This is a genomic window from Collinsella sp. AM20-15AC, assembly GCF_003471405.1.
GTDB lineage: Bacteria > Actinomycetota > Coriobacteriia > Coriobacteriales > Coriobacteriaceae > Collinsella.
Genome location: NZ_QRJA01000016.1, coordinates 39,277 through 59,653, shown reverse-complemented (window position 1 = coordinate 59,653; position 20,377 = coordinate 39,277). Strand labels below are relative to the sequence as shown.

15 protein-coding genes are annotated in these 20,377 nt (G+C 62.0%); 13 read left to right on the top strand and 2 right to left on the bottom strand.

The genetic code is table 11. The features are described 5' to 3' along the window. Positions 1-350: 350 nt before the first annotated feature. The 4 genes from nadA to DW233_RS06665 are packed head-to-tail and all read left to right on the top strand — an operon-like array spanning position 351 to position 4,218. Positions 351-1,376: a quinolinate synthase NadA gene (nadA, locus tag DW233_RS06680; protein ID WP_117786245.1), complete on the top strand. Its 1,026-nt coding sequence runs from the start codon at positions 351-353 to the stop codon at positions 1,374-1,376. A gap of 56 nt (positions 1,377-1,432) precedes the next feature. Beyond that, positions 1,433-2,809, top strand: coding sequence for an L-aspartate oxidase (locus DW233_RS06675; protein ID WP_233547960.1), 1,377 nt, complete (start codon positions 1,433-1,435; stop codon positions 2,807-2,809). Between the two features lie 3 nt (positions 2,810-2,812). Beyond that, complete coding sequence (nadC, locus tag DW233_RS06670) at positions 2,813-3,673, top strand: carboxylating nicotinate-nucleotide diphosphorylase (RefSeq protein WP_118267373.1); 861 nt, start codon at positions 2,813-2,815, stop codon at positions 3,671-3,673. Next, positions 3,673-4,218 carry a transcription repressor NadR gene (locus DW233_RS06665; protein ID WP_118267371.1) on the top strand — a complete coding sequence of 182 codons (546 nt, stop codon included), beginning with the start codon at positions 3,673-3,675 and terminating at the stop codon, positions 4,216-4,218. The genes nadC and DW233_RS06665 overlap by 1 nt, the downstream gene beginning before the upstream one ends. A gap of 86 nt (positions 4,219-4,304) precedes the next feature. Here DW233_RS06665 and DW233_RS06660 read toward each other — a convergent pair whose 3' ends face one another. Further along, the gene (locus DW233_RS06660; protein ID WP_006235216.1) at positions 4,305-4,490 is read right to left on the bottom strand and encodes a DUF362 domain-containing protein; all 186 of its coding nucleotides are present in this window, start codon (positions 4,488-4,490) and stop codon (positions 4,305-4,307) included. Between the two features lie 543 nt (positions 4,491-5,033). Between DW233_RS06660 and dnaK the strand changes: the two genes are divergently transcribed. The 5 genes from dnaK to DW233_RS06635 all read left to right on the top strand — a co-directional run bounded on the left by dnaK (position 5,034) and on the right by DW233_RS06635 (position 11,923). Further along, entirely contained in the window at positions 5,034-6,926 is a 1,893-nt protein-coding gene (gene dnaK, locus DW233_RS06655; protein WP_118267369.1) for a molecular chaperone DnaK, read from the top strand. A gap of 2 nt (positions 6,927-6,928) precedes the next feature. Further along, a complete protein-coding gene (locus DW233_RS06650; RefSeq protein WP_118267368.1) occupies positions 6,929-7,771 on the top strand; it encodes a nucleotide exchange factor GrpE in 843 nt (280 codons plus the stop codon). Positions 7,772-7,879: 108 nt separating this feature from the next. After that, positions 7,880-8,845 carry a DnaJ C-terminal domain-containing protein gene (locus DW233_RS06645; protein WP_055250811.1) on the top strand — a complete coding sequence of 322 codons (966 nt, stop codon included), beginning with the start codon at positions 7,880-7,882 and terminating at the stop codon, positions 8,843-8,845. Between the two features lie 73 nt (positions 8,846-8,918). Then, positions 8,919-9,335 carry a heat shock protein transcriptional repressor HspR gene (locus tag DW233_RS06640; RefSeq protein ID WP_089573643.1) on the top strand — a complete coding sequence of 139 codons (417 nt, stop codon included), beginning with the start codon at positions 8,919-8,921 and terminating at the stop codon, positions 9,333-9,335. A 287-nt stretch (positions 9,336-9,622) separates the two neighbouring features. After that, on the top strand, positions 9,623-11,923 hold the full coding sequence (locus DW233_RS06635) for a hydratase (protein ID WP_118267366.1): 2,301 nt from the start codon (positions 9,623-9,625) through the stop codon (positions 11,921-11,923). Positions 11,924-12,194: 271 nt separating this feature from the next. On the opposite strand, the gene DW233_RS06630 is transcribed toward DW233_RS06635, so the two are convergent. Continuing rightward, positions 12,195-12,863: a hypothetical protein gene (locus DW233_RS06630; RefSeq protein WP_118267364.1), complete on the bottom strand. Its 669-nt coding sequence runs from the start codon at positions 12,861-12,863 to the stop codon at positions 12,195-12,197. A gap of 234 nt (positions 12,864-13,097) precedes the next feature. Between DW233_RS06630 and DW233_RS06625 the strand changes: the two genes are divergently transcribed. The 4 genes from DW233_RS06625 to DW233_RS06610 all read left to right on the top strand — a co-directional run bounded on the left by DW233_RS06625 (position 13,098) and on the right by DW233_RS06610 (position 20,122). Then, the gene (locus DW233_RS06625; RefSeq protein WP_147329350.1) at positions 13,098-13,769 is read left to right on the top strand and encodes a hypothetical protein; all 672 of its coding nucleotides are present in this window, start codon (positions 13,098-13,100) and stop codon (positions 13,767-13,769) included. A 286-nt stretch (positions 13,770-14,055) separates the two neighbouring features. Beyond that, positions 14,056-16,683: an ATP-dependent chaperone ClpB gene (clpB, locus tag DW233_RS06620; RefSeq protein WP_118267362.1), complete on the top strand. Its 2,628-nt coding sequence runs from the start codon at positions 14,056-14,058 to the stop codon at positions 16,681-16,683. Between the two features lie 133 nt (positions 16,684-16,816). Further along, complete coding sequence (locus DW233_RS06615) at positions 16,817-17,023, top strand: hypothetical protein (protein ID WP_233547959.1); 207 nt, start codon at positions 16,817-16,819, stop codon at positions 17,021-17,023. Positions 17,024-17,368: 345 nt separating this feature from the next. Beyond that, positions 17,369-20,122, top strand: coding sequence for a PRD domain-containing protein (locus tag DW233_RS06610; protein WP_118267360.1), 2,754 nt, complete (start codon positions 17,369-17,371; stop codon positions 20,120-20,122). Positions 20,123-20,377: the final 255 nt, after the last annotated feature.

Sequence of the window (20,377 nt, the reverse complement as noted above, 5' to 3'; positions counted from 1 at the left end):
GAGGCGGGGCATTCCCCGCCTCTTACACCACATCTCTGCGCGCTACCCGATCGGGCTCCAAACAAGGCGATTTTGCTGCTCTGGACCGGAAAATCGATGCTACTAATTTGGTGACAGTACTCATATTTGGCCCTTTTTGACCACTGCCCCTTGGTCCAGGACAAAACGGGCTGCCCGAATCATGGGGCGGGTCCATTTTCGGCTGTCCTCAGCTTGCCAGTTCGAAAATGGACCTGCCGCATGATTGAATCTTTATTTCAACTTTACACCTAGGTTTACAGCTGTCTTGTCAGCTGTAAACCTAGGTGTCATACTAAAGCCCCAAGATTCGCCAAAAGAGAGGGGCCTTGATGGCACAGAGCGCGAACATGGATGCGTCGGAGCTTGCACGCGATATCGCGGCCGGCCTAGCATCGGCAACGACGGCAACGGAGCGCGCGGCACTGGTGCCCGCAGAGCTCGTCGAGGCCATTCAGCAACTTAAAACCCAACGTGACGCGGTGATCCTGGCACACTATTACGTGGCGCCCGAGGTCCAAGCCGTTGCCGATTACGTCGGCGACAGCTTCTACCTGGCAAAACTCGCCAAGAGCCTGCCGCAGCGGACCATCGTGCTGTGCGGCGTGGAGTTTATGGGCGAGAGTGCCAAGCTGCTCAACCCCACCAAGACCGTGCTGCTGCCCGAGCCGGGCGCGGACTGCCCCATGGCTCACATGGTCAAGCGCGAGACGGTCGACGCGGCGCGCACCGAGTACGGCGACGACCTGGCCGTGGTCTGCTACGTCAACTCCACGGTCGAGATCAAGAGCTGGAGCGACGTGTGCGTCACCAGCTCCAACGCCGTTAAGATCGTGTCCGAGCTGCCGCAGCAGCATATCCTGTTCATTCCCGACCAAAACCTGGGCCGCTTCGTAGCCGAGCAGGTGCCGCAAAAGCACGTCATCCTCAACAACGGCTACTGCCCGCGCCATCACATCATCACCGTCGAGCAGATCGTCGACGCGACGGAGGCCCACCCCGACGCGCTCGTGCTGGCGCATCCCGAGTGCAAGGCCGACGTCCTGGCCGAGGCCGACTACATCGGCTCCACCGCCGGCATTATCAAGTACGCCGAGGAGTCGGACGCGAGCGAGTTCATCATTGTGACGGTCCGCGGTGTGCTCTACGAGCTCGAGCGCCGCTGCCAGGGCACCGGCAAGAAGTTCTACTTCCCCGCGGTGCAGCCCACCTGCGTCAACATGGATCTCATCACGCTCGAAAAGCTCGTGCGCTGCCTGGAGACGGGTGAGGGCGAGGTGCAGATCGGCGTCTCGGACGAGGCGGCAGACCAGGCCAAGCTCACGCTCGACCGTATGCTCGAGTACGCAGCGCGCTAGAACAATGTGACGTGAGGGACAGTCCCGCATGTCACATTACAAGGGAGAGGATTCCTGTGGAAACCAAACAATACCCCGACATGGAGTGCGACGTCGTCATTGCCGGCTGTGGCGTGGCGGGCCTGTACGCGGCTCTCAACCTGCCGACGAGCACGCGCGTGATCATGCTCTCCAAGGGCGCTGTCGACGAGTGCGATTCGATGCTCGCGCAGGGCGGCATCTGTGTGCTGCCCGAGGGCTCGGACTACGATGCCTTCTTTGAGGACACCATGCACGCCGGCCACTACGAGAACCGCCGCGAGAGCGTCGACATCATGATCCGCTCGAGCCGCTCGGTCATCAACGACCTGCTGGCCATGGGCGTGGACTTTGAGCGCAAGGCCGACGGCAGCCTCGACTTTACCCGCGAGGGTGCGCACAGCCGCCCGCGCATCGCCTTCCATGCCGACATTACGGGCAAGGAGATCACGACCAAGCTGCTCCAGGCCGTTCGCAAGCTGGATAACGTGCAGATTTTGGAGCACGTGGCCATGACCGACATCCTGACGGCCGAGCGTGACGGCGCCACGGTGTGTGCCGGCGTCATCGCCGTTCCCGTGGACGAGGACAACTCGGTTCGTCCCGCCGACGAGCTGGCAAATGCCGCCGAGGGCGTGCATACCGGTGAGCCGTTTAAGATCCATGCCCGCCACACGCTGTGGGCAACGGGCGGCATCGGTGGCGTATACGATCATTCCACCAACTACCCGCAGCTCACCGGCGATGCCTGCTATATCGCTCAGGAGCACGGCATTAAGATGGAGCACCTGGACTACGTGCAGATCCACCCCACGGGACTGTTCTCGCCGCAGCCGGGCCGCACCTTCCTGATCAGCGAGAGCTGCCGCGGCGAGGGCGCGGTTTTGCTCAACGCCGCCGGCGAGCGCTTTACCGACGAGCTGCAGCCGCGCGACGTGGTCGCCGCCGCTATTCGCGAGCAGATGAAGCTCGACGGCGCCGAGCACGAGTGGCTGAGCTTTGCCCCCGTCGAGCGCGACGTGGTGACCGGGCACTTTGCCAACATCCGCGCGCGCTGCCTGGAGGACGGTCGCGACATCCTGGACGAGCCCATCCCCGTTACGCCCACGCAGCACTACTTTATGGGCGGCGTATGGGTCGATAAGGACGGCCGCACTTCGATGCCCGAGCTCTACGCCGCGGGCGAGACGGCTTGCAACGGCGTTCACGGCAAGAATCGCCTGGCTTCCAACAGCCTGCTCGAGTCCCTGGTTTGGGGCCGCCGTGCCGCCTGGTGCATGCGCACCGGCGAGTCGCTCGCCGTGGAGCAGGCGGGCGAGCCCGCGCTTGACGGGCGTCATCGCGCCCTGGGCGCCGAGACCCTTGCAATCGATGATTTGGCCCGTGCGGCCGGCACGCAGGCCGTGGAGGAGTAGACCATGAATCCCATTACCATGAAGCTCGTCGTCGATGATCTGATTTTGCAGGCTCTGCGCGAGGACATCACGTTTGAGGACGTGAGTACGGCGAGCGTGTGCCCTACGGCGCGCCCCGCTACCGTTGAGCTCATCGCCAAGGCCGATGGCATCATCGCCGGCTTGGATGTGTTCGCTCGCACTTTTGAGCTGCTGGATCCGCAGAGCTCCGTGTTGTTCGATGTCGCGGACGGCGACGAGGTGCACGCCGGTGACCACGTGGGCCAGGTGCGCGGCGATGCGCGCGTATTGCTTTCGGGCGAGCGCGTGGCGCTCAACTACCTGCAGCGCATGAGCGGCATCGCTACTTACACGCATCGGATGGCGGCCGCGCTCGAGGGCACCAAGACCGTGCTTGTCGACACGCGCAAGACCACGCCGGGCATGCGTGTCTTCGAGAAGGCCGCAGTCGAGATCGGCGGCGGCAGCAACCACCGTTACAACCTGTCGACGGCCGTCATGCTCAAGGACAACCACATCGACGCCGCCGGCGGCGTGATGCGTGCGATCGAGATGGCGCGCGCCCATGCATCGTTTACCACGACGGTCGAGATCGAGTGCGAGAACCTGGACATGGTGCGCGAGGCCGTGGAAGCCGGCGCCGACATCATCATGTTCGACAACATGACCCACGACGACATGGCTGCCGCGATTGAGCTTATCGATGGCCGCGCCAAGACCGAGTGCTCGGGCAACGTGGACGCCAGCAATATCCGCGTGCTCGCCGACCTGGGCGTTGACTTTATTAGCTCGGGGGCGTTGACCCACTCTGCGCCGATTCTCGACCTTTCGCTTAAGCACCTGCGTCTGCTGGACGGTAAATAATGGACGCCCGCGAGCGTCGCCGTGCCATCATGGGCGTGCTCGAGGGAGCCACGGGGCCCGTTTCGGGCAGTGCGCTTGCCCGCGAGGTTGGCGTGAGCCGTCAGGTCGTGGTTCAGGACATTGCCCTGCTGCGCGCCGATGGGCACGATATCGTGGCGACCAATCGCGGCTACGTGCTGCAGGAGGCCCCCAGCAGCCCCGCCGTGCCCACGCGCTTGGTCAAGGTTCGCCACAGCGTTGAGCAGGCAGGCGATGAGCTCACGAGTATCGTCGACGCCGGAGGCGCCGTGCTCAACGTGATCGTCAATCACCGCGTGTACGGTAAGATCACGGCCGACCTGGACATTCGCAATCGTCGCGATGTTGAGCGCTACCTGCACGATATCGAGAGCGGCAAGAGCTTTCCGCTACTAACGGTGACGAGTGGTTACCACTTCCATCGCATTGCGGCAGAGGATGAGCAAACCCTCGACGAGATCGAGACCATGCTCAAGGAAAAGGGCTACCTTGCCGATTTAATGCCCTACGAGGATGATTTGTCCTAGAACACATGCAAAAGGAGGCCTCCGCGGCGATGCGGAGGCCTCCTTTTTGTGCACGGTGTACTTTTGAGTGTGCAAGTGGGGAGTTGTTACTCCTCGACGATCTCGGTGATCGCGCCAGCGGGGCAAGCGTCCTGGCAAGCGCCACAGGCGACGCAGGAGTCCTCGTCAGCGACGGTAGCGACGTCCTGGAGCTCCAGAACGCCAGCGGGGCAGGAGTCGACGCAAACGCCACAAGCGATGCACTCGTCGGCATCAATTACGGGATGAGCCATGGTAGTTTCCTCTCTGTTGACCGACGCTACAGGCGATGCGCGTCGGTTTGATTCGGGCAAAAACATACCACGGGAGCGACCGTTTGCAATACCCTCTGGCCGGCATCTTCATACCGTTCGCCGAGTATGCCACGGCTTACTAAAAAACATGCAGGTGAGGCCGCTGAGCTGCGCAAATGTTAGCTAAAGATGACTTGAAATATTGAGCGATTGAGCGCGTCTGCGGAAAGGGCATCCCGTTATTTGGCCGAAAAACGGGTCGAACTTTCCCCAGGGAAGCCCGGGGCCGCCATGTGCGCTCCCAAGCCCAAACCTCAGCCATCTCTACATAGATCTCAATAGATCTGCCGAGAACTCAAACAGTGCATCTACCTGCGCATTTGAGAACCTAAACTCTCAGAGATAAGAAATCTTATATGAATTGACTTAGATTTTGTATATTCCGGCCCATAAGGGGATACACTACATCCTGAAAGACAAGCCGAAGCGCCACACGACAGACCGTCGAGGCGGCGCGAACGCAAAAGAGAGAGGGAATTTCTAATGAGTAAGATTCTTGGTATCGACCTTGGTACTACTAACTCCGCTATGGCCGTCCTCGAGGGCGGTTCTCCGACCATTATCGTGAACGCCGAGGGCGACCGTACCACCCCGTCTGTCGTGGGCTTCCGTGCTGACGGCGACCGCGTCGTGGGTAAGGCCGCTAAGAACCAGGCTGTCACCAACCCCAAGAACACCGTGTTCTCCATCAAGCGCTTCATGGGCCGCAAGTACTCCGAGTGCACCTCTGAGCTCAAGACCGTGCCGTATGAGGTCAAGGAGGGCCAGGGTGGCCGTGCCGTCGTCGACATCGAGGGCAAGGATTACACCGCCGAGCAGGTGAGCGCCATGGTGCTCGCCAAGATGAAGGCCGACGCCGAGAAGTACCTGGGCGAGACCGTCACCGACGCCGTCATTACCGTCCCGGCATACTTCAACGACGCCCAGCGTCAGGCCACCAAGGACGCCGGTAAGATCGCCGGCCTCAACGTCAAGCGTATCGTCAACGAGCCGACCGCTGCTGCTCTGGCCTATGGCCTGGACAAGCAGGGCTCCGACCAGCGCATCCTGGTCTTCGACCTGGGCGGCGGCACCTTCGACGTCTCCATCCTCGACCTCGCCGATGGCGTGTTTGAGGTTCTGTCCACCTCGGGCGACAACCACCTGGGCGGCGACGACTGGGATCAGCGCGTCATCGACTGGATGGCCGACAAGTTCCAGCAGGAGAACGGTGTCGACCTGCGTCAGGATCCCATGGCCCTGCAGCGTCTGAAGGAGGCCGCCGAGAACGCCAAGAAGGAGCTCTCCGCCGCCCAGCAGTCCACCATCAACCTGCCGTTCATCACCATGAACCAGTCCGGCCCGCTGCACCTCAACTACACGCTGACCCGCGCCGAGTTCGAGAAGATCACCCGTGACCTGCTCGAGCGCTGCAAGCAGCCTGTCACCAACGCCCTGCGCGACGCTAAGCTCAAGCTCTCCGATCTGACCGAGGTCATCCTCGTCGGCGGCTCCACCCGTATGCCCGCCGTCCAGGATCTGGTCAAGACCATGACCGGCAAGCAGCCCAACATGTCCGTGAACCCCGACGAGGTCGTTGCCGACGGCGCTGCCGTCCAGGGCGGCGTGCTCACCGGCGACGTCGAGGGCATCCTGCTGCTCGACGTTACCCCGCTGTCGCTGGGCGTCGAGACCATGGGCGGCATCATGACCAAGATGATCGACCGCAACACCACGATCCCGACCTCCAAGACCGAGGTTTACTCCACCGCTGCCGACAACCAGACCAGCGTCGAGATTAACGTGCTCCAGGGCGAGCGCGAGCTTGCCCGCGACAACAAGTCGCTCGGTAAGTTCCAGCTGACCGGCATCCCGGCTGCCCGCCGCGGCGTGCCGCAGATCGAGGTCACCTTCGACATCGACGCCAACGGCATCGTCAAGGTCTCCGCTAAGGACAAGGGCACCGGCAAGGAGCAGCAGATCACCATTTCCGGCTCCACTGCTCTGTCCGACGACGAAGTCGATCGCATGGTCAAGGACGCCGAGGCTCATGCCGAGGAGGACAAGAAGCAGAAGGAAGAGGTCGAGGTCCGCAACCAGACCGACAGCCTGTGCTACTCCACCGAGCAGACCCTCAACGAGCTGGGCGATAAGGTTTCCGCCGACGTGAAGTCCAAGGCCGAGGCTGCTATCGCCGACGCCAAGAAGGCGCTCGAGGGCTCTGACGTCGAGGCTATCAAGGCCGCTGGCGAGTCCCTGCAGTCTGTGGCCTACGAGCTGGCTCAGGTTGTCTACGCCGACGCTCAGCAGCAGACCGACGGTGCCGCCGGTGCCCAGCCTGCCGACGATGACGTTGTCGACGCTGACTACGAGGTTGTGGACGACGAGGACAAGTAATCATGTCCGCCCGTAAAGCTCGCACGGAGGCGGCTGCTGCTGGCGCCGCCCCCGTTGACTCTGAGGAGAAGGACGTGAAGATTCCCGTAGAGGCCGCAGACGATACCGAGGCCAACGAGGCCGAGGCCGCCGAGGCTGCCGAGAACCAGGTAGAGGATTCCAACAAGGAGGCGACGATGACCGAGGACGAGATGGTGGAAGCCGCTATCCGCGCCGGTGAAGAAGCCGCCGACAACGACTTTAAGCTCAAGTTCGAGCAGGCCCAAAAGGAGCTTGCCGATGTGCGCAATGAGCTCGATGCTGCGGCAGAGGCTCAGAAGGCCGCCGAGGACAAGGCGAAGGACGCTACCGAGCGCACCGCCCGTCTGCAGGCCGACTGGGAGAACTTCCGTCGCCGCACCGCCAACGAGCGCATCGCCGAGCGCGAGCGCGCGACCGAGAAGCTTGTCACCGCGCTGTTGCCGGTGATCGACGATATCGAGCGCGCGATCGACCATGCCCGCAGCCAAGAGCTTTCTGACGACTTTAAGCAGTTCGTCGATGGCGTTGACGCGGTACATGCCAAGCTGCTCGATGTGTTTGCGCACGAGGGCGTTGAGCCCATCGACCCCAAGGGCGAGGCGTTCGATCCGCTCGAGCACCAGGCTGTGGGTCGCGTCGAGGACGCATCGCAGTACGACGAGACCGTCAACGATGTGTACCAGAAGGGCTACCGTATGGCGGATCGCATTCTGCGTTCCGCGATGGTGACGGTGACCTACGGTGGCGAGAAGCGCCCCGCACCGGAGCCCGAAGCGGCGCCCGAGGATGCTACGGCCGATACGGCCGAGAGCACCGAGGAGTAATTGAGAAGGGCCCCGGGGCAACACCCGGGGCCCTTTCTGGCCTAGTGCCATATGAAAGCATGAGCCGTCGCCTGCATGGGCGGCGGACGTAACAGGAGAGGAGCTACGATGGCTGCAGGCAAAACCTTCTATGACATCCTGGGCGTATCCAAGAGCGCCTCCGACAAAGAGATCAAGAGCGCGTTTCGCAAGCTCGCGCAAAAATATCACCCCGATGCCGGCGGCGACGAGGCCAAGTTCAAGGAGATTAGCGAGGCCTACGAAACGCTTTCGGACGAGAAGAAGCGCAAAGAGTACGACCAGATGCTCATGTTCGGCGGCATGCCGGGCGCGGGCGGCGCGTATGGCGGCGGCTACGGTGCCGGCGCGGGCGCCAGCGGCTGGGGCGATATCTTCGACAGCATCTTTAGCGGCAACGGCGCCTGGGGCAGCGATTGGGGCTCGGGCTTTGCCGGGGCTGCGGGCGCTGCCGGTGCCGGCGCGGGCCGCAGCCGTGCTCGCAAGGGCGGCGACCTGTCGCTGACCGTCGATGTGACGGCCGAGGACGCGTTCCGCGGCGTGACGCACAAGGTCACCTATCGCATTCCCTCGACAGGCGAGCAGCAGACCATTACGGTCTCGGTGCCTGCGGGTGCGGTCGACGGCGGCAAGCTACGCTACAAGCGTCGCGGCGAGTATGGCGTTGCCGGCGGCGAGCGCGGCGACCTGGTCGTGACCACGCACGTGGAGGAGCACCCGCTGTTTAAGCGCAAAGGCGCCGATGTGACCATGGAGGTACCGGTCTCGGTCTACGAGGCGGCGCTCGGCTGCACGGTGGACGTGCCCACGCCCGGCGGTGCGACGGTCCGTCTGAAGGTGCCCGCGGGTACCCAGACGGGCAAGAAGTTCCGCTTTAAGGAGATGGGAGCGCCCGACGTTAAACACCGTGGCCGTACGGGCGCGCTGCTCGTCGAGATCAAGGTGCAGGTCCCCACGAACCTATCCGATGACGAGCGCGATGCCATGGCCAAGCTGCGTGAGGCCGACACGCGCGACTATCGCGAGAAGGTCAACCGTTACAAGGCGACGTACTAGGGCGGTTGCGTGGCCCACGGGCTGGCCGCAGGCTTATGATGGACGATAGCGAGACGGAAAGGGGTCAGGTAGCATGGCCGAGGACAATAGGAACAAACCGCTGTACATGATCAGCGTGGCGGCCGAGCTGACCGGCATGCATCCGCAGACTCTGCGCGTCTACGAGTCCAAGGGCCTGGTGAACCCCCAGCGCTCGGGCGGCAACACGCGTCTGTATTCGCGTGCCGATATCGAGCGCCTGGAGCTCATCAACCAACTGACCGACGAGGGCATCAACCTTGCCGGCGTGGTGCGCATCCTCGATATGAAGGAGCGTGCCGAGGAGCGCGAGCGCGAGAATGAGAAGCTCCGCGCTCGCGTGCGCCAGCTCGAGGACGAGCTGCACGAGTACAAGATGCAGAAGAAGATCACCGCCCTGGCCCCGCGCGATGGCTCGGTCAACCCCGAGCAAGTCATGCGCAAGCTGCTAGGTACGGGTAGCGACCTATAGCTCCGCCGACGCTGCCGGGCACTCATTGGGGACAGACTTAAATGAGTGCCCGCAGAATGAGAGTGGATAATCTCCCGTTTTTGGCCTGTTTGCAGGCTCAAAGTGGGAGATTATCCACTCTCGTCATTTCGGCGTCTAAGTCTGCCCCCGGCACCCAACTCGTTCTTTGCTTTACTGAGATAAAGTGAACGTGCAGATTCGTAACCCACTCGCAACCGTTCTATGGCACGATATTGAACGAATGTATGCTATGCGCCCAAATCGTTTTGGGCAGAGTGGGAGACAGTATGGTCAAGCTGTACGAGGACGGCATCTACCTGCGCGGCGGCAGCGAGGTCGTGCCTGCGGCCGAGGCTGCTGAGCGCGGCATTACGAAGACGCCCGAGGATGCCAAGCGCGGAACCATCGCGTATTCGATCCTCCAAGCACACAATACGTCCGGCGACCCCGAGGCACTCAAGATTCGCTTCGACGCCATGGCGAGCCACGACATCACCTTTGTCGGCATCATCCAAACGGCGCGTGCCTCGGGCATGGAGCAGTTCCCGCTGCCCTACGTGCTCACCAACTGCCATAACTCGCTGTGCGCCGTGGGCGGCACCATCAACGAGGACGACCACGTCTTTGGCCTCTCCGCGGCCAAGAAGTACGGCGGCATCTTCGTCCCGCCGCACATCGCCGTTATCCACTCCTTTATGCGTGAGAACTTTGCCGGTTGCGGCAAGATGATCCTGGGTTCCGACTCGCACACCCGCTACGGCGCCCTAGGCACCATGGCCGTGGGTGAGGGCGGCGGCGAGCTGGCCAAGCAGTTGCTGCGCGACACCTACGATGTCGCCTATCCCGGCGTCGTTGCCATCTACCTCACGGGTGCCCCGCGCCCCGGCGTCGGCCCGCACGACGTGGCGCTCGCCATCATCCGCGCCGTCTTTGCCAAGGGCTACGTTAAGAACAAGGTCATGGAGTTCGTGGGCCCCGGCATCTCGAGCATGACGACCGACTACCGCAACGGCGTCGACGTCATGACCACCGAGACCACCTGCCTGTCGAGCATCTGGGCCACCGACGAGGACACGCACGCATTCCTGGCCATGCACGGCCGCGGCGACGACTACCGCGAGCTCAAGCCTGCCGATGTTGCCTACTACGACGGCTGCGTCGAGGTCGACTTGTCGAGCATCAAGCCCATGATCGCGCTGCCGTTCCATCCTTCCAACGGCTTTGAGATCGACGAGCTCAATGAGAACCTCGAGGACATCCTTCACGAGGTGGAGCTCGAGGCCGCCAAGATCGGCGAGGGTAAGACGCACTTTAGCCTGCTCGACAAGATTGTCGACGGCAAGCTGCACGTGCAGCAGGGCGTTATCGCCGGCTGCTCGGGCGGCAACTACGACTCCGTGGTCCAGGCTGCCCGCGTGCTCAAGGGCGCCAACACCGGCTGCGGCGAGTTCTCGCTGTCGGTCTATCCCACGAGCCAGCCCGTGGCACTCGAGCTTACACGCCGCGGCTATATCTACGACCTTATGGAGGCCGGCGCGATCGTGCGCACGGCATTCTGCGGCCCGTGCTTCGGTGCCGGCGACACGCCCGCCAACAACGGCCTGTCGATCCGCCACACTACGCGCAACTTCCCCAACCGCGAGGGCTCCAAGCCGGGCAATGGCCAGCTGAGCGCCGTGGCTCTGATGGACGCCCGTTCCATTGCGGCGACGGCTGCCAACGGCGGCATCCTGACGCCGGCGACCGACCTGCCCGAGGACACCTGGGACGAGGCTTGCGAGTACACCTTCGACGACGCGCCGTACAAGAAGCGCGTGTACTGGGGCTTTGGCAAGGCGGAGCCTGCCGACGAGCTGGTCGAAGGCCCCAACATCAAGCCGTGGCCCGCGATGGAGCCTCTCGGCGACGACATTCTGCTCAAGGTGTGCTCCAAGATCATGGACCCGGTCACCACGACCGACGAGCTCATTCCTTCGGGCGAGACGAGCTCCTTCCGCTCCAACCCGCTGGGCCTGGCCGAGTTTACGCTGAGCCGTCGCGATCCGGCCTACGTGGGCCGCTCCAAGGAGGTCGACGCGGTGGAGAAGCGCCGCGTGGCCGGAGAGGCCGCGGGCGACCTGGCGGCGCTCGATGCCGAGCTTGCAGGCGTGTTTGAGGCACTGGCCGGCGCGGGTGTCGCGGCAGACACCAAGGCGACTGAGTACGGCTCCATGCTCTATGCCAAGAAGCCAGGTGACGGTTCTGCCCGCGAGCAGGCCGCGAGCTGCCAGCGCGTGATCGGCGGCCTGGCCAACATCGTCCACGAGTACGCTACCAAGCGTTATCGCTCCAACGTGATGAACTGGGGCATGGTGCCCTTTCAGATGGAGGCGGAGCCCAACTTTGAGGTGGGCGATTACGTCTTTGTGCCGGGTGTCCGCGCCGCGCTCGATGGCGACCTAAAGGACATCGCCGCCTACGTGGTGCGCGCCGATGGTGCGGTCGAGCGGATTGAGCTCTACATTGCCGATATGACGGCCGAGGAGCGTGCCATCGTCAAGGCCGGCTGCCTGATCAACTACAACAAGTTCAAGGCCGCTGCCGAGTAACGCACTTAATTGTCCGCCCGGGGCTTACCCTTTCCCGCTCGCTCACGCGCTTCGCGAGGGTCGCGTTCGGGAAAGGGTAAGCCCCGGGCTACATTTCTGCGTTCTCGTTGGGTCTTGAGGGGCGCCAAAAATAGACTTGCTTGATGCCGCCTCTGTTATCGGGGCGGCTTCTTTTTGTTGAAAACCACCACAAAGGGGGCAGGCACCTTTGTGGTGGTGGGGACGAGCTCGATGCTGTTGTGATCGTTGAGCGGCATGTTAATGGGCGGCTCTACAGAATTTCATCTGGGCTGGCGGGTTTGGTTGTTTTGGGGATGCCGAGTTTGGATGACGCGAAATCGTCAACATTGTCCTTAATTCCGTCTTTGGTGTAGACAGTGACCATATAGGTGCTGTGTCCGAATTCGCCCTTGTCGCGTGTTGCCCAGGCATCCCAGTAGGCGGCCCCGTTTCGCCCTTTGATTTTTCCGACACGGCGGAGTTCTGTTCGCTTTAATCTCTGGTTGCTATAGATGGTTCGACCGGCCTCCTCGGTGAGCCCGCACTGTCCAAGCATCTTGTCGAGGACTTGGTTCATGTGGCGCTCATCGGTGTTTGGTGCGTAGTCGTAGGCGAGGGTGATGAAGTCGAGTGGCTGGTCGTCGATTAGATAGTTTAGCGTCTGAGGTCCAAGGCAGAAATAGGGGGAGCATCCGTCGATCTGACCGAGCAGTGGCAACTTTGACTGCCAACTTCCGGTGGGAATTCCATCTTCGTAAAACACGCCGCGACAGATAAAGGAGAGCGAGGTGGCACGCGAGCCGGCGTCGACCATTCCGCATAAATCGAAGGGCGAGGTGATACCAAGGGAAAAGGGCGTGATGACGATAAGGAAGAGCATCACGATGGGTATGGCGAGAATGGCGATGACGTTGCGACCGGTGGAATGAGGCGGCTTCATATGCGCTCCTCGAGACAAAGATCTGTTGAGGATAGGCAGAAATGGATATGTTCAGAGAGCAATTCAAGTTTAATCTCATTGCGCGAGATGGTCGACCGTTAGCGTCGAAAACCACCACAAAGGTGCCTGTCCCCTTTGTGGTGGTGAGGAGCGCGCGGCTTCTTTTGGTAATAGTGTTAGCTGGCGGTATCATTAGTGCAGGTGGCGAAGGTTTGCATTGTGGGGTGTTTTGCCGTGAGCCGTTCTGCCCGTATTGGATTGATTGTCTTGGCGCTTGCGATCGCTGTGGTTGGCGCGGGCGCTGTCGGTATGGCATTTCTACCTGCTGCGGTGACGGAGCCGGTGGTCAAGCCTGTGACTCAATCTGTCGAACTTCTGACCGGCGACGACAAGCCCGAGACCATTACCGTTGATTTTGATGAGCAGCCGGCTGTGCTGGGTATTAGCAATTATCCGCGTATTCAGCTTGGGGCCATGCGCTATACCACGGATACAAGCCTGATCGATAGGGCGTCCGAGCTACTCAAGGGCAAAACATTTAAGCGTTGGTACGGATATGCGTCCTATCGGGCAAAAGCGAACGACATGGTTGGCGGATGCCACTCGTCCATCGAGCTGGACACTGCAAACGGCGCAAAGTTATGTGATGTCTCGTACGATCCGGGCTACGAGGGCAATGAGGGTCCGGGCATCTACATCATGGACGGCGATGTCGCCTATGTCATGGAGGGCGACCAGACCGAGCTCAACGATTTTATGGGTCAGTGTATCCAAGATGCCTATAAACAGACCTGCTTGCCTGACCCGCAGACTGCACGCGATAGTGGGTCTGCCCGTACATGGCTGTTCGAGGATGAGATGCCCTGGACCGTCGAATCGGGAAGTACGGGTTCGGCGAAGGAGTAGAGGCCGCGACCACCACAAAGGTGCCTGTCCTCTTTGTGGTGGTTTTCGGTCTGTCTCGATCTGTGACATCTAGGATCAAAAATGGCTGCTAGATGTTACAGATCGAGACGGTAGCGCGCCTGGGCAGCGGCGGGCTGACATCTCAGTACCCTATCCGTAATTCACTCAGAAAATCTTATATATAGAGACTTAGATTTGTGTATAAGATCGCGTAAAGCTGGCAACAATACTTCTCGAACAACGTGAAGCCGCCCCGTAGGGCGGCCGCCCCAAGAGAGGTGATTCCATGAGAATCGATAAGCTAGCAATGACGTCGCGCGAGGCGCTGCAGACCGCCATGAGCACGGCTGCCGATGCACAGGCCGGCGCGGTGGAGCCGATCCACCTGCTGTCTGCCCTGCTCGGTGCCGGCGAGCGCAATATCTCCGTGATCATCGAGCGCATCGGTGCCGACCCGGCTCAGCTCGCACGCTCCACACAAGATGCCATCGACCATGCGCCCAAGGTGTCGGGCGAGGGTCAGCAGATGGGCCTGTCCAACGAGCTCGTTCGCGTGATCGAGAAGGCCGAGAAAAAGGCCACCAAGATGGGCGACAGCTTTGTGGTGACCGAGCATCTGCTGATGGCACTTGCCGAGGACAAGGGTGAGGCGGGTCGCGTGCTGCGTGACGCCGGCGTGACCAAGGAGCGCATCGAGCAAGTCTACGAGGAACTGCGCGGCGATGACCGCGTGACGTCTGCCGAGGACAAGACGCAGTTTGAGGCGTTGGAGCAGTACGGTCGCAACATCTGCGATCTGGCTCGCGCCGGCAAGCTCGACCCGGTCATCGGCCGTACCGACGAGATCCGTCGTACTATTCAGGTTCTGTCCCGCCGCACCAAGAACAACCCCGTGCTTATCGGCGAGCCGGGCGTCGGCAAGACGGCCATCGTCGAGGGCATTGCTCAGCGAATCGTGGCCGGCGACGTACCGAGCACCCTGCGCGACCGCGACCTCATCGAGCTCGACATGAGCGCGCTGGTCGCCGGCGCCAAGTACCGCGGCGAGTTCGAGGACCGCTTGAAGGCCGTGCTCAAGGAAGTGCAAAAATCCGAAGGCAAGGTCATCCTGTTCATCGATGAGCTCCATACCATCGTGGGCGCGGGTGCCACCGAGGGCTCCATGGACGCCGGCAACATCCTCAAACCGGCGCTCGCTCGTGGCGACCTGCACGCGATCGGCGCGACCACGCTCGACGAGTACCGCAAGTACATCGAGAAGGACGCGGCGCTCGCCCGTCGTTTCCAGACCGTGATGGTCAGCGAGCCTACCGTCGAGGACACCATTTCAATCCTGCGTGGCCTGAAGGAGAAGTACGAGATCTTCCACGGCGTACACATCACCGATAGCGCGCTCGTGGCTGCCGCCGACCTCTCCGACCGCTACATCGCCGACCGCTTCCTGCCCGACAAGGCTATCGACCTGGTCGATGAGGCCGCGAGCCGCCTGCGCATGGAACTCGACAGCATGCCGGTCGAGATCGACGCCACCACGCGTCAGCTCACCCAGCTGCAGATCGAGGAACAGGCGCTCATGAAAGAGACCGACGACGCCTCTAAGGAGCGTTTGGAGGCTCTGCGCCAAGAGATTGCCGAAGTCCAGGAAAAGCTCAACGTGCAAAAGGCCGGCTGGCTCAACCAAAAGAACGCCATCGACCACGTGCAGGAGCTTAAGGGCCAGCTTGACGAGGCCAAGAGCGAAGAGGAGCGCGCGACGCGCAACGGCGACCTGGGCCGTGCGTCCGAGCTGCGCTTCTCCGTGATTCCGGGCTTGCAGCAGCAGATTCAGGAGTCCGAGGCTGCGCTCGAGGCACAAAAGGAGCAGGACGGCGAGGGCCTCAACGAGCAGGTGACCTCCGACGAGATTGCCGAGGTCGTGAGTGCCTGGACCGGCGTGCCCGTGTCCAAGATGATGCAGGGCGAGCTCGACAAGCTCAAGGGCCTGGAGGGCGAGCTGCATAAGCGCGTTATCGGTCAGGACGAGGCCGTGTCCGCTGTGGCCGCGGCCGTGCGCCGTAGCCGTGCGGGCCTCTCCGATCCGGACAAGCCCATCGGCAGCTTCTTCTTCCTGGGCCCCACCGGCGTAGGCAAGACCGAGCTCGCCAAGGCGCTGGCCGAGTGCCTGTTCGATGACGAGCGCGCGCTCGTGCGTATCGACATGTCCGAGTATATGGAGAAGTTCAGCGTCCAGCGTCTGATCGGTGCGCCCCCGGGATACGTGGGTTACGACGAGGGCGGTCAACTGACCGAGGCCGTGCGCCGTCGTCCGTACTCCGTGATCTTGCTCGACGAGATGGAGAAGGCCCATCCGGATGTCTTTAACGTGCTGTTGCAGGTGCTCGACGACGGCCGTCTGACCGATGGCCAGGGTCGCCAGGTGTCCTTCAAGAACACGATCATCATCATGACGTCCAACGTGGGCTCCAAGGCCATCGCCGAGCTTTCCGGCAAGGACGAGGAGGAGATGCGCCATCAGGTTGACGCGGCCATGGCTCAAACCTTCCGCCCCGAGTTCCTCAACCGTATCGACGATATCGTGGTGTTCCATCCGCTCGGCATGGCGCAGATCGAGAAGATCGTCGACATCCAGCTCGCCGACGTCCGCGCACGCCTGGCCAACGAGCGCATGACGCTTGCCATCACCCCGGCGGCCAAGCAGATGCTCGCTGTGGGTGGCCTGGACCCCGTGTTCGGTGCCCGTCCGCTCAAGCGCCTGGTCCAGCGCGAGGTCGTGGACGCCATCGCCGCCGCTATCATCGACGGCACGGTGCGCGAGGGCGATCAGGTGACAGTCGATGTCGACAAGGACGGCGGCTTTACCGTCGTGTGCGACAACACGCCGGCGGCTACCTACGAGGTCCCCGACGCGCAGTAGGTTTTTGGCGCATGCCTTACAATCTGCCTTTTGAGCCGAACGCCAAGGGCGGCGGATCCAATGGGGTCCGCCGCCCTTTTTCGTGCGACAATCGATAATGTTGAACACGATTGCATGGCAAGGAGATATGCAGATGATAGACAAGAACAAGACGAATGCGCCGGTCGCCAACGCCGCGCCGGCCGCACCCAAGCCTGCACCCAAGCCTGCGCCTAAGCCGGCACCCAAGCCGCGCGACCCCTACATCCGTGCCGAGAACGAGGATGACGACGGCTACGATCCCTACAGCGACCGCCGCCCCGAGCGCGAGCCGCTGTTCGAAGCCGACCCCTGGCGCTAACGAACTCATTTGGGACGGGGCTCTTTTAGCTACTTGGGCTGCTATGTGAGCCAGCATCTAATAGGAGCCGCTAGCCCTGGCCTTTGATGTTCGGCAACAGATGATTTTTCCAGGACGGGGATTTTTAAATCTCTCTGTACCTAATGATCTTTTAAGACTCTGCTAGACCGGAATTGACATGAGGCGACAATAGACAACACCCCCGTGGAGTTTTGCGTTCTATGGGAACGTTGCCTATCAATACTTCATGTCAATCCCGGTCTAACAGAGCCATTTTATTTGTATAGCACCGCCTCCCTTGGCTACAATCGCCCCAAGTGACCTAAGAGCAAAAGGGGCAGCGCCGTGATTACGTACGACACCAAAACCGAGATTCTCAAGACGCTCGACAAGATGACGCGCGACCTTAACCTGTGCAACATCGACAACTTCACGACGGCTAAGATCGCGAGCGAATGCCATGTGAGCCGCAGTCTGGCGAGCCAGTATCTTAACGAGCTCGTTCGTCAGGGCGACGTTATCAAGGTCAACGCCCGCCCGGTGCTCTATTTCCATCGCCACTCCGTCGAACGCTACTTTAGGCATGCGTTCGATAAATCCGAATATGCCTCGATAGACGAGCTGCTGGGTGCTGCGGGCATCGACGAAGAAGAGGACTTTGACAAGGCCATCGGCTTCGACCTTACGTACGGGACATGCGTCGACCACCTCAAGAGCGCCATCCGCTATCCGCCACATGGGCTCCCGGCGCTTTTGATCGGCGAGCCGGGGACGGGCAAGCGCATGATGAGCGAGCTCACTTTTGAGTACGGCGTCAATGCGGGGATTCTGCCGACGCAGGCCCGCTACGTGCGCATCGACTGCAAACGACCCGTCGAGGCGACAGAGGTCGAGTACGAGATCTTTGGTGCGGACGGCTTTGGTGGTGCGGTCAAAGAGGCCAACGGCGGCGTGATCTACCTGAGCGGCTACGACCACTTGCCCCGCGTGGCGCGTGAACGTATCCTGCAACGCATCGGTGCCGGCGACCCTACGGGCGAGACCGCGCGCGGCACGTCGGACGTGCCTCCCGCCCGCTTCTTGCTCTCGTCCGCCCTGCCTGCCGACAGCGATATCGTCAAGGGTATCGCGCGCTTTGTGCCCATCACCGTCACGCTCCCGCGCCTGGCGGAGCGCAGCGTCGAGGAGCGCACGCTCTTTGTGATGCACTACCTGCGCGTCGAGGGCCGTCGCGTGGGTGCCGACATCGCGGTAAGCCGCGGCGCCCTGCGCGCCCTCGTCGACGCCGACTTCAAGGACAACATCGACGGCCTCCGCTCATGTATCACCAACTGCTGCGCGGGCGCCTATCTCAACCGCGAGAGCGAGACGCTCACCATCCAGACCTACAATCTGCCCTCCAGCGTGCTGGGCAAGACGGCGCCCGAGCCCGACGACGACCAGCTCGTGAGCGGCGACAAGGATGTCAACGACCCGTCCGTGCGCGTGACGGGCTTTTTCCAAAAGATTGTCGACCCCGTTGAGGCACTCGAGCGCGGTCAGGTGAGCTTCACCGAGTTCTTTACCAGCGCGACCATGGCGGTGCGTGCCTACGACGACTACATGAACTTCGACTTTGAGAACAAGAGCGTCAACCCGCGCGTGGGCGCCTACGAGAAGATGGTCGCGCCCGTGATCGAGCAGGTGAACCACGCCTACGGCATCGAGCTTACGCGCAAGATCTCGCGCTCCATCGCGCAGTCGCTCTTTACGCAGCTCTGGGGCGGTGCGGGCCTGAGCAAGTGGCGGATCGCCAATGCGGACGCCGTGGAGCGGACTCTGACGCTTTTGGAGAAGAACCAACCCGGCACGGCGACCGTTGTGGAGGAAATCGCCGCCAAGACCAAGACAGCCCTCGGCATGGAGCTCGATGCGCTCTCACGCACGGTGCTCTTTATCGAGGTGGGGGACGCCCTGCGCGCCACGGGAGGCCCGCGCGACTACCTGGGCGTGGTGGTGTGCCACGGCTATTCCACCGCCACGAGCATCGCCGACGCCGCCGACCGCATCCTGCGAACGCATGTCTTCGAGGCCATCGACATGACCTACGACCAGGAGGTCACCGAGATCGTGGGGCAGCTCTCGCGCCTGCTCGCGCGCTACTCGCACTGCAAGACGGTGGCGATCCTGGTGGACATGGGTTCGCTCGAAAAGATCAACGACGCCATTACAGGGCTCACGACGTGCGACATCCACATCGTCAACAACGTGTCGACCGGCCTTGCCCTCGAGGTGGGAAGCGCGCTCATCGCCCACGCCGATCTGGACGAGGTGCTCGCCCACGCCTCGGCGGGGCTCGCGCCCAGCTACAGCGTGGTGAGGGGTTCGGTCGAAAACGACGCCGTGGCGTTTTGCTCGGAGTCGGGTATCGAGGCAGCCGACAAGATCCGCCAGATCGTGCAGAACAGCCTCCCCGGCACGCCCGAGGTGCAGCTCGTGACCTGCGACTACCCCATGCTCGCCCAAAAGGGCGACGGCGCCCCGGTCTTTAGCGACTACCGCGTGCGCGCCGTCGTGGGCACCATGGACCCGGGCATCGTGTCGGTGCCGTTTGTGGGGCTCGAGGACATTCTCTACGAGGGAAGCTCCGACGCGCTCGACCGGGCGCTCTTCCCGCTCGTGGACCCCGAGAGCGTCCAGGAGTTCCATGCCAACCTCCTGCGCAACCTGACCCTTCGCAACGTGATCGAGTCCATTACGATCCTTAACCCCGAGATGCTCTACATCGAGGCCGACCGCGCGGTCAAGCGCTTGGCGGAGCTGCAGGGCGAGGATATCGACGCGCGCCGCAAGATCGGCGTCTACGTGCACCTGTGCGGTCTTATCGAGCGCCTGGTGACCAAGAATTTTGTTGACTCCGCCCCCGACACCGAGGCCTTTGAGCGCGACCATGCGGACTTTATCGAGAACTTCCGCGAGGCCTTTATCGACATGACGCGACGCTACCGTGTCGAGATACCTGTGTCGGAGATTGCATACGTGCACCACATGCTGCATGTGAGCATGGCCGATGCGCAAAAGAAAGTCGAGATAGCGGGCATGATTCTCGAAGACGAGTAGAACAGCCGACACAAACCTGGTAAAGCCCTCGACACTGTTGCGATGAGTGTCGAGGGCTAGTGTTGAGAAAACCAAATATCTTGTCCATTTGAGTGGCAAGGCTGTTGCGGTTTGCGGCGCTCTGTCGATTCTGTTTGATGCCGCGTCCCGCCGGTCTGCGACCGCCTATCTTGGTTTCAGCAGGAGATCAAGGGTTGCAGCGGCGGCCCTCTCAAAGAAACGCGGGCGCCCGCGCCCGCACACGGAAAGGAAGGG

Excerpts from the sequence above, each read along its gene's own strand:
- DW233_RS06615 (WP_233547959.1), top strand. The coding sequence starts at position 16,817 with ATGATAGACAAGAACAAGACGAATGCGCCGGTCGCCAACGCCGCGCCG.
- DW233_RS06665 (WP_118267371.1), top strand. The coding sequence starts at position 3,673 with ATGGACGCCCGCGAGCGTCGCCGTGCCATCATGGGCGTGCTCGAGGGA.
- DW233_RS06650 (WP_118267368.1), top strand. The coding sequence starts at position 6,929 with ATGTCCGCCCGTAAAGCTCGCACGGAGGCGGCTGCTGCTGGCGCCGCC.
- clpB (WP_118267362.1), top strand. The coding sequence starts at position 14,056 with ATGAGAATCGATAAGCTAGCAATGACGTCGCGCGAGGCGCTGCAGACC.
- DW233_RS06630 (WP_118267364.1), bottom strand. The coding sequence starts at position 12,863 with ATGAAGCCGCCTCATTCCACCGGTCGCAACGTCATCGCCATTCTCGCC.
- nadC (WP_118267373.1), top strand. The coding sequence starts at position 2,813 with ATGAATCCCATTACCATGAAGCTCGTCGTCGATGATCTGATTTTGCAG.
- DW233_RS06660 (WP_006235216.1), bottom strand. The coding sequence starts at position 4,490 with ATGGCTCATCCCGTAATTGATGCCGACGAGTGCATCGCTTGTGGCGTT.
- nadA (WP_117786245.1), top strand. The coding sequence starts at position 351 with ATGGCACAGAGCGCGAACATGGATGCGTCGGAGCTTGCACGCGATATC.
- DW233_RS06645 (WP_055250811.1), top strand. The coding sequence starts at position 7,880 with ATGGCTGCAGGCAAAACCTTCTATGACATCCTGGGCGTATCCAAGAGC.
- dnaK (WP_118267369.1), top strand. The coding sequence starts at position 5,034 with ATGAGTAAGATTCTTGGTATCGACCTTGGTACTACTAACTCCGCTATG.
- DW233_RS06640 (WP_089573643.1), top strand. The coding sequence starts at position 8,919 with ATGGCCGAGGACAATAGGAACAAACCGCTGTACATGATCAGCGTGGCG.
- DW233_RS06635 (WP_118267366.1), top strand. The coding sequence starts at position 9,623 with ATGGTCAAGCTGTACGAGGACGGCATCTACCTGCGCGGCGGCAGCGAG.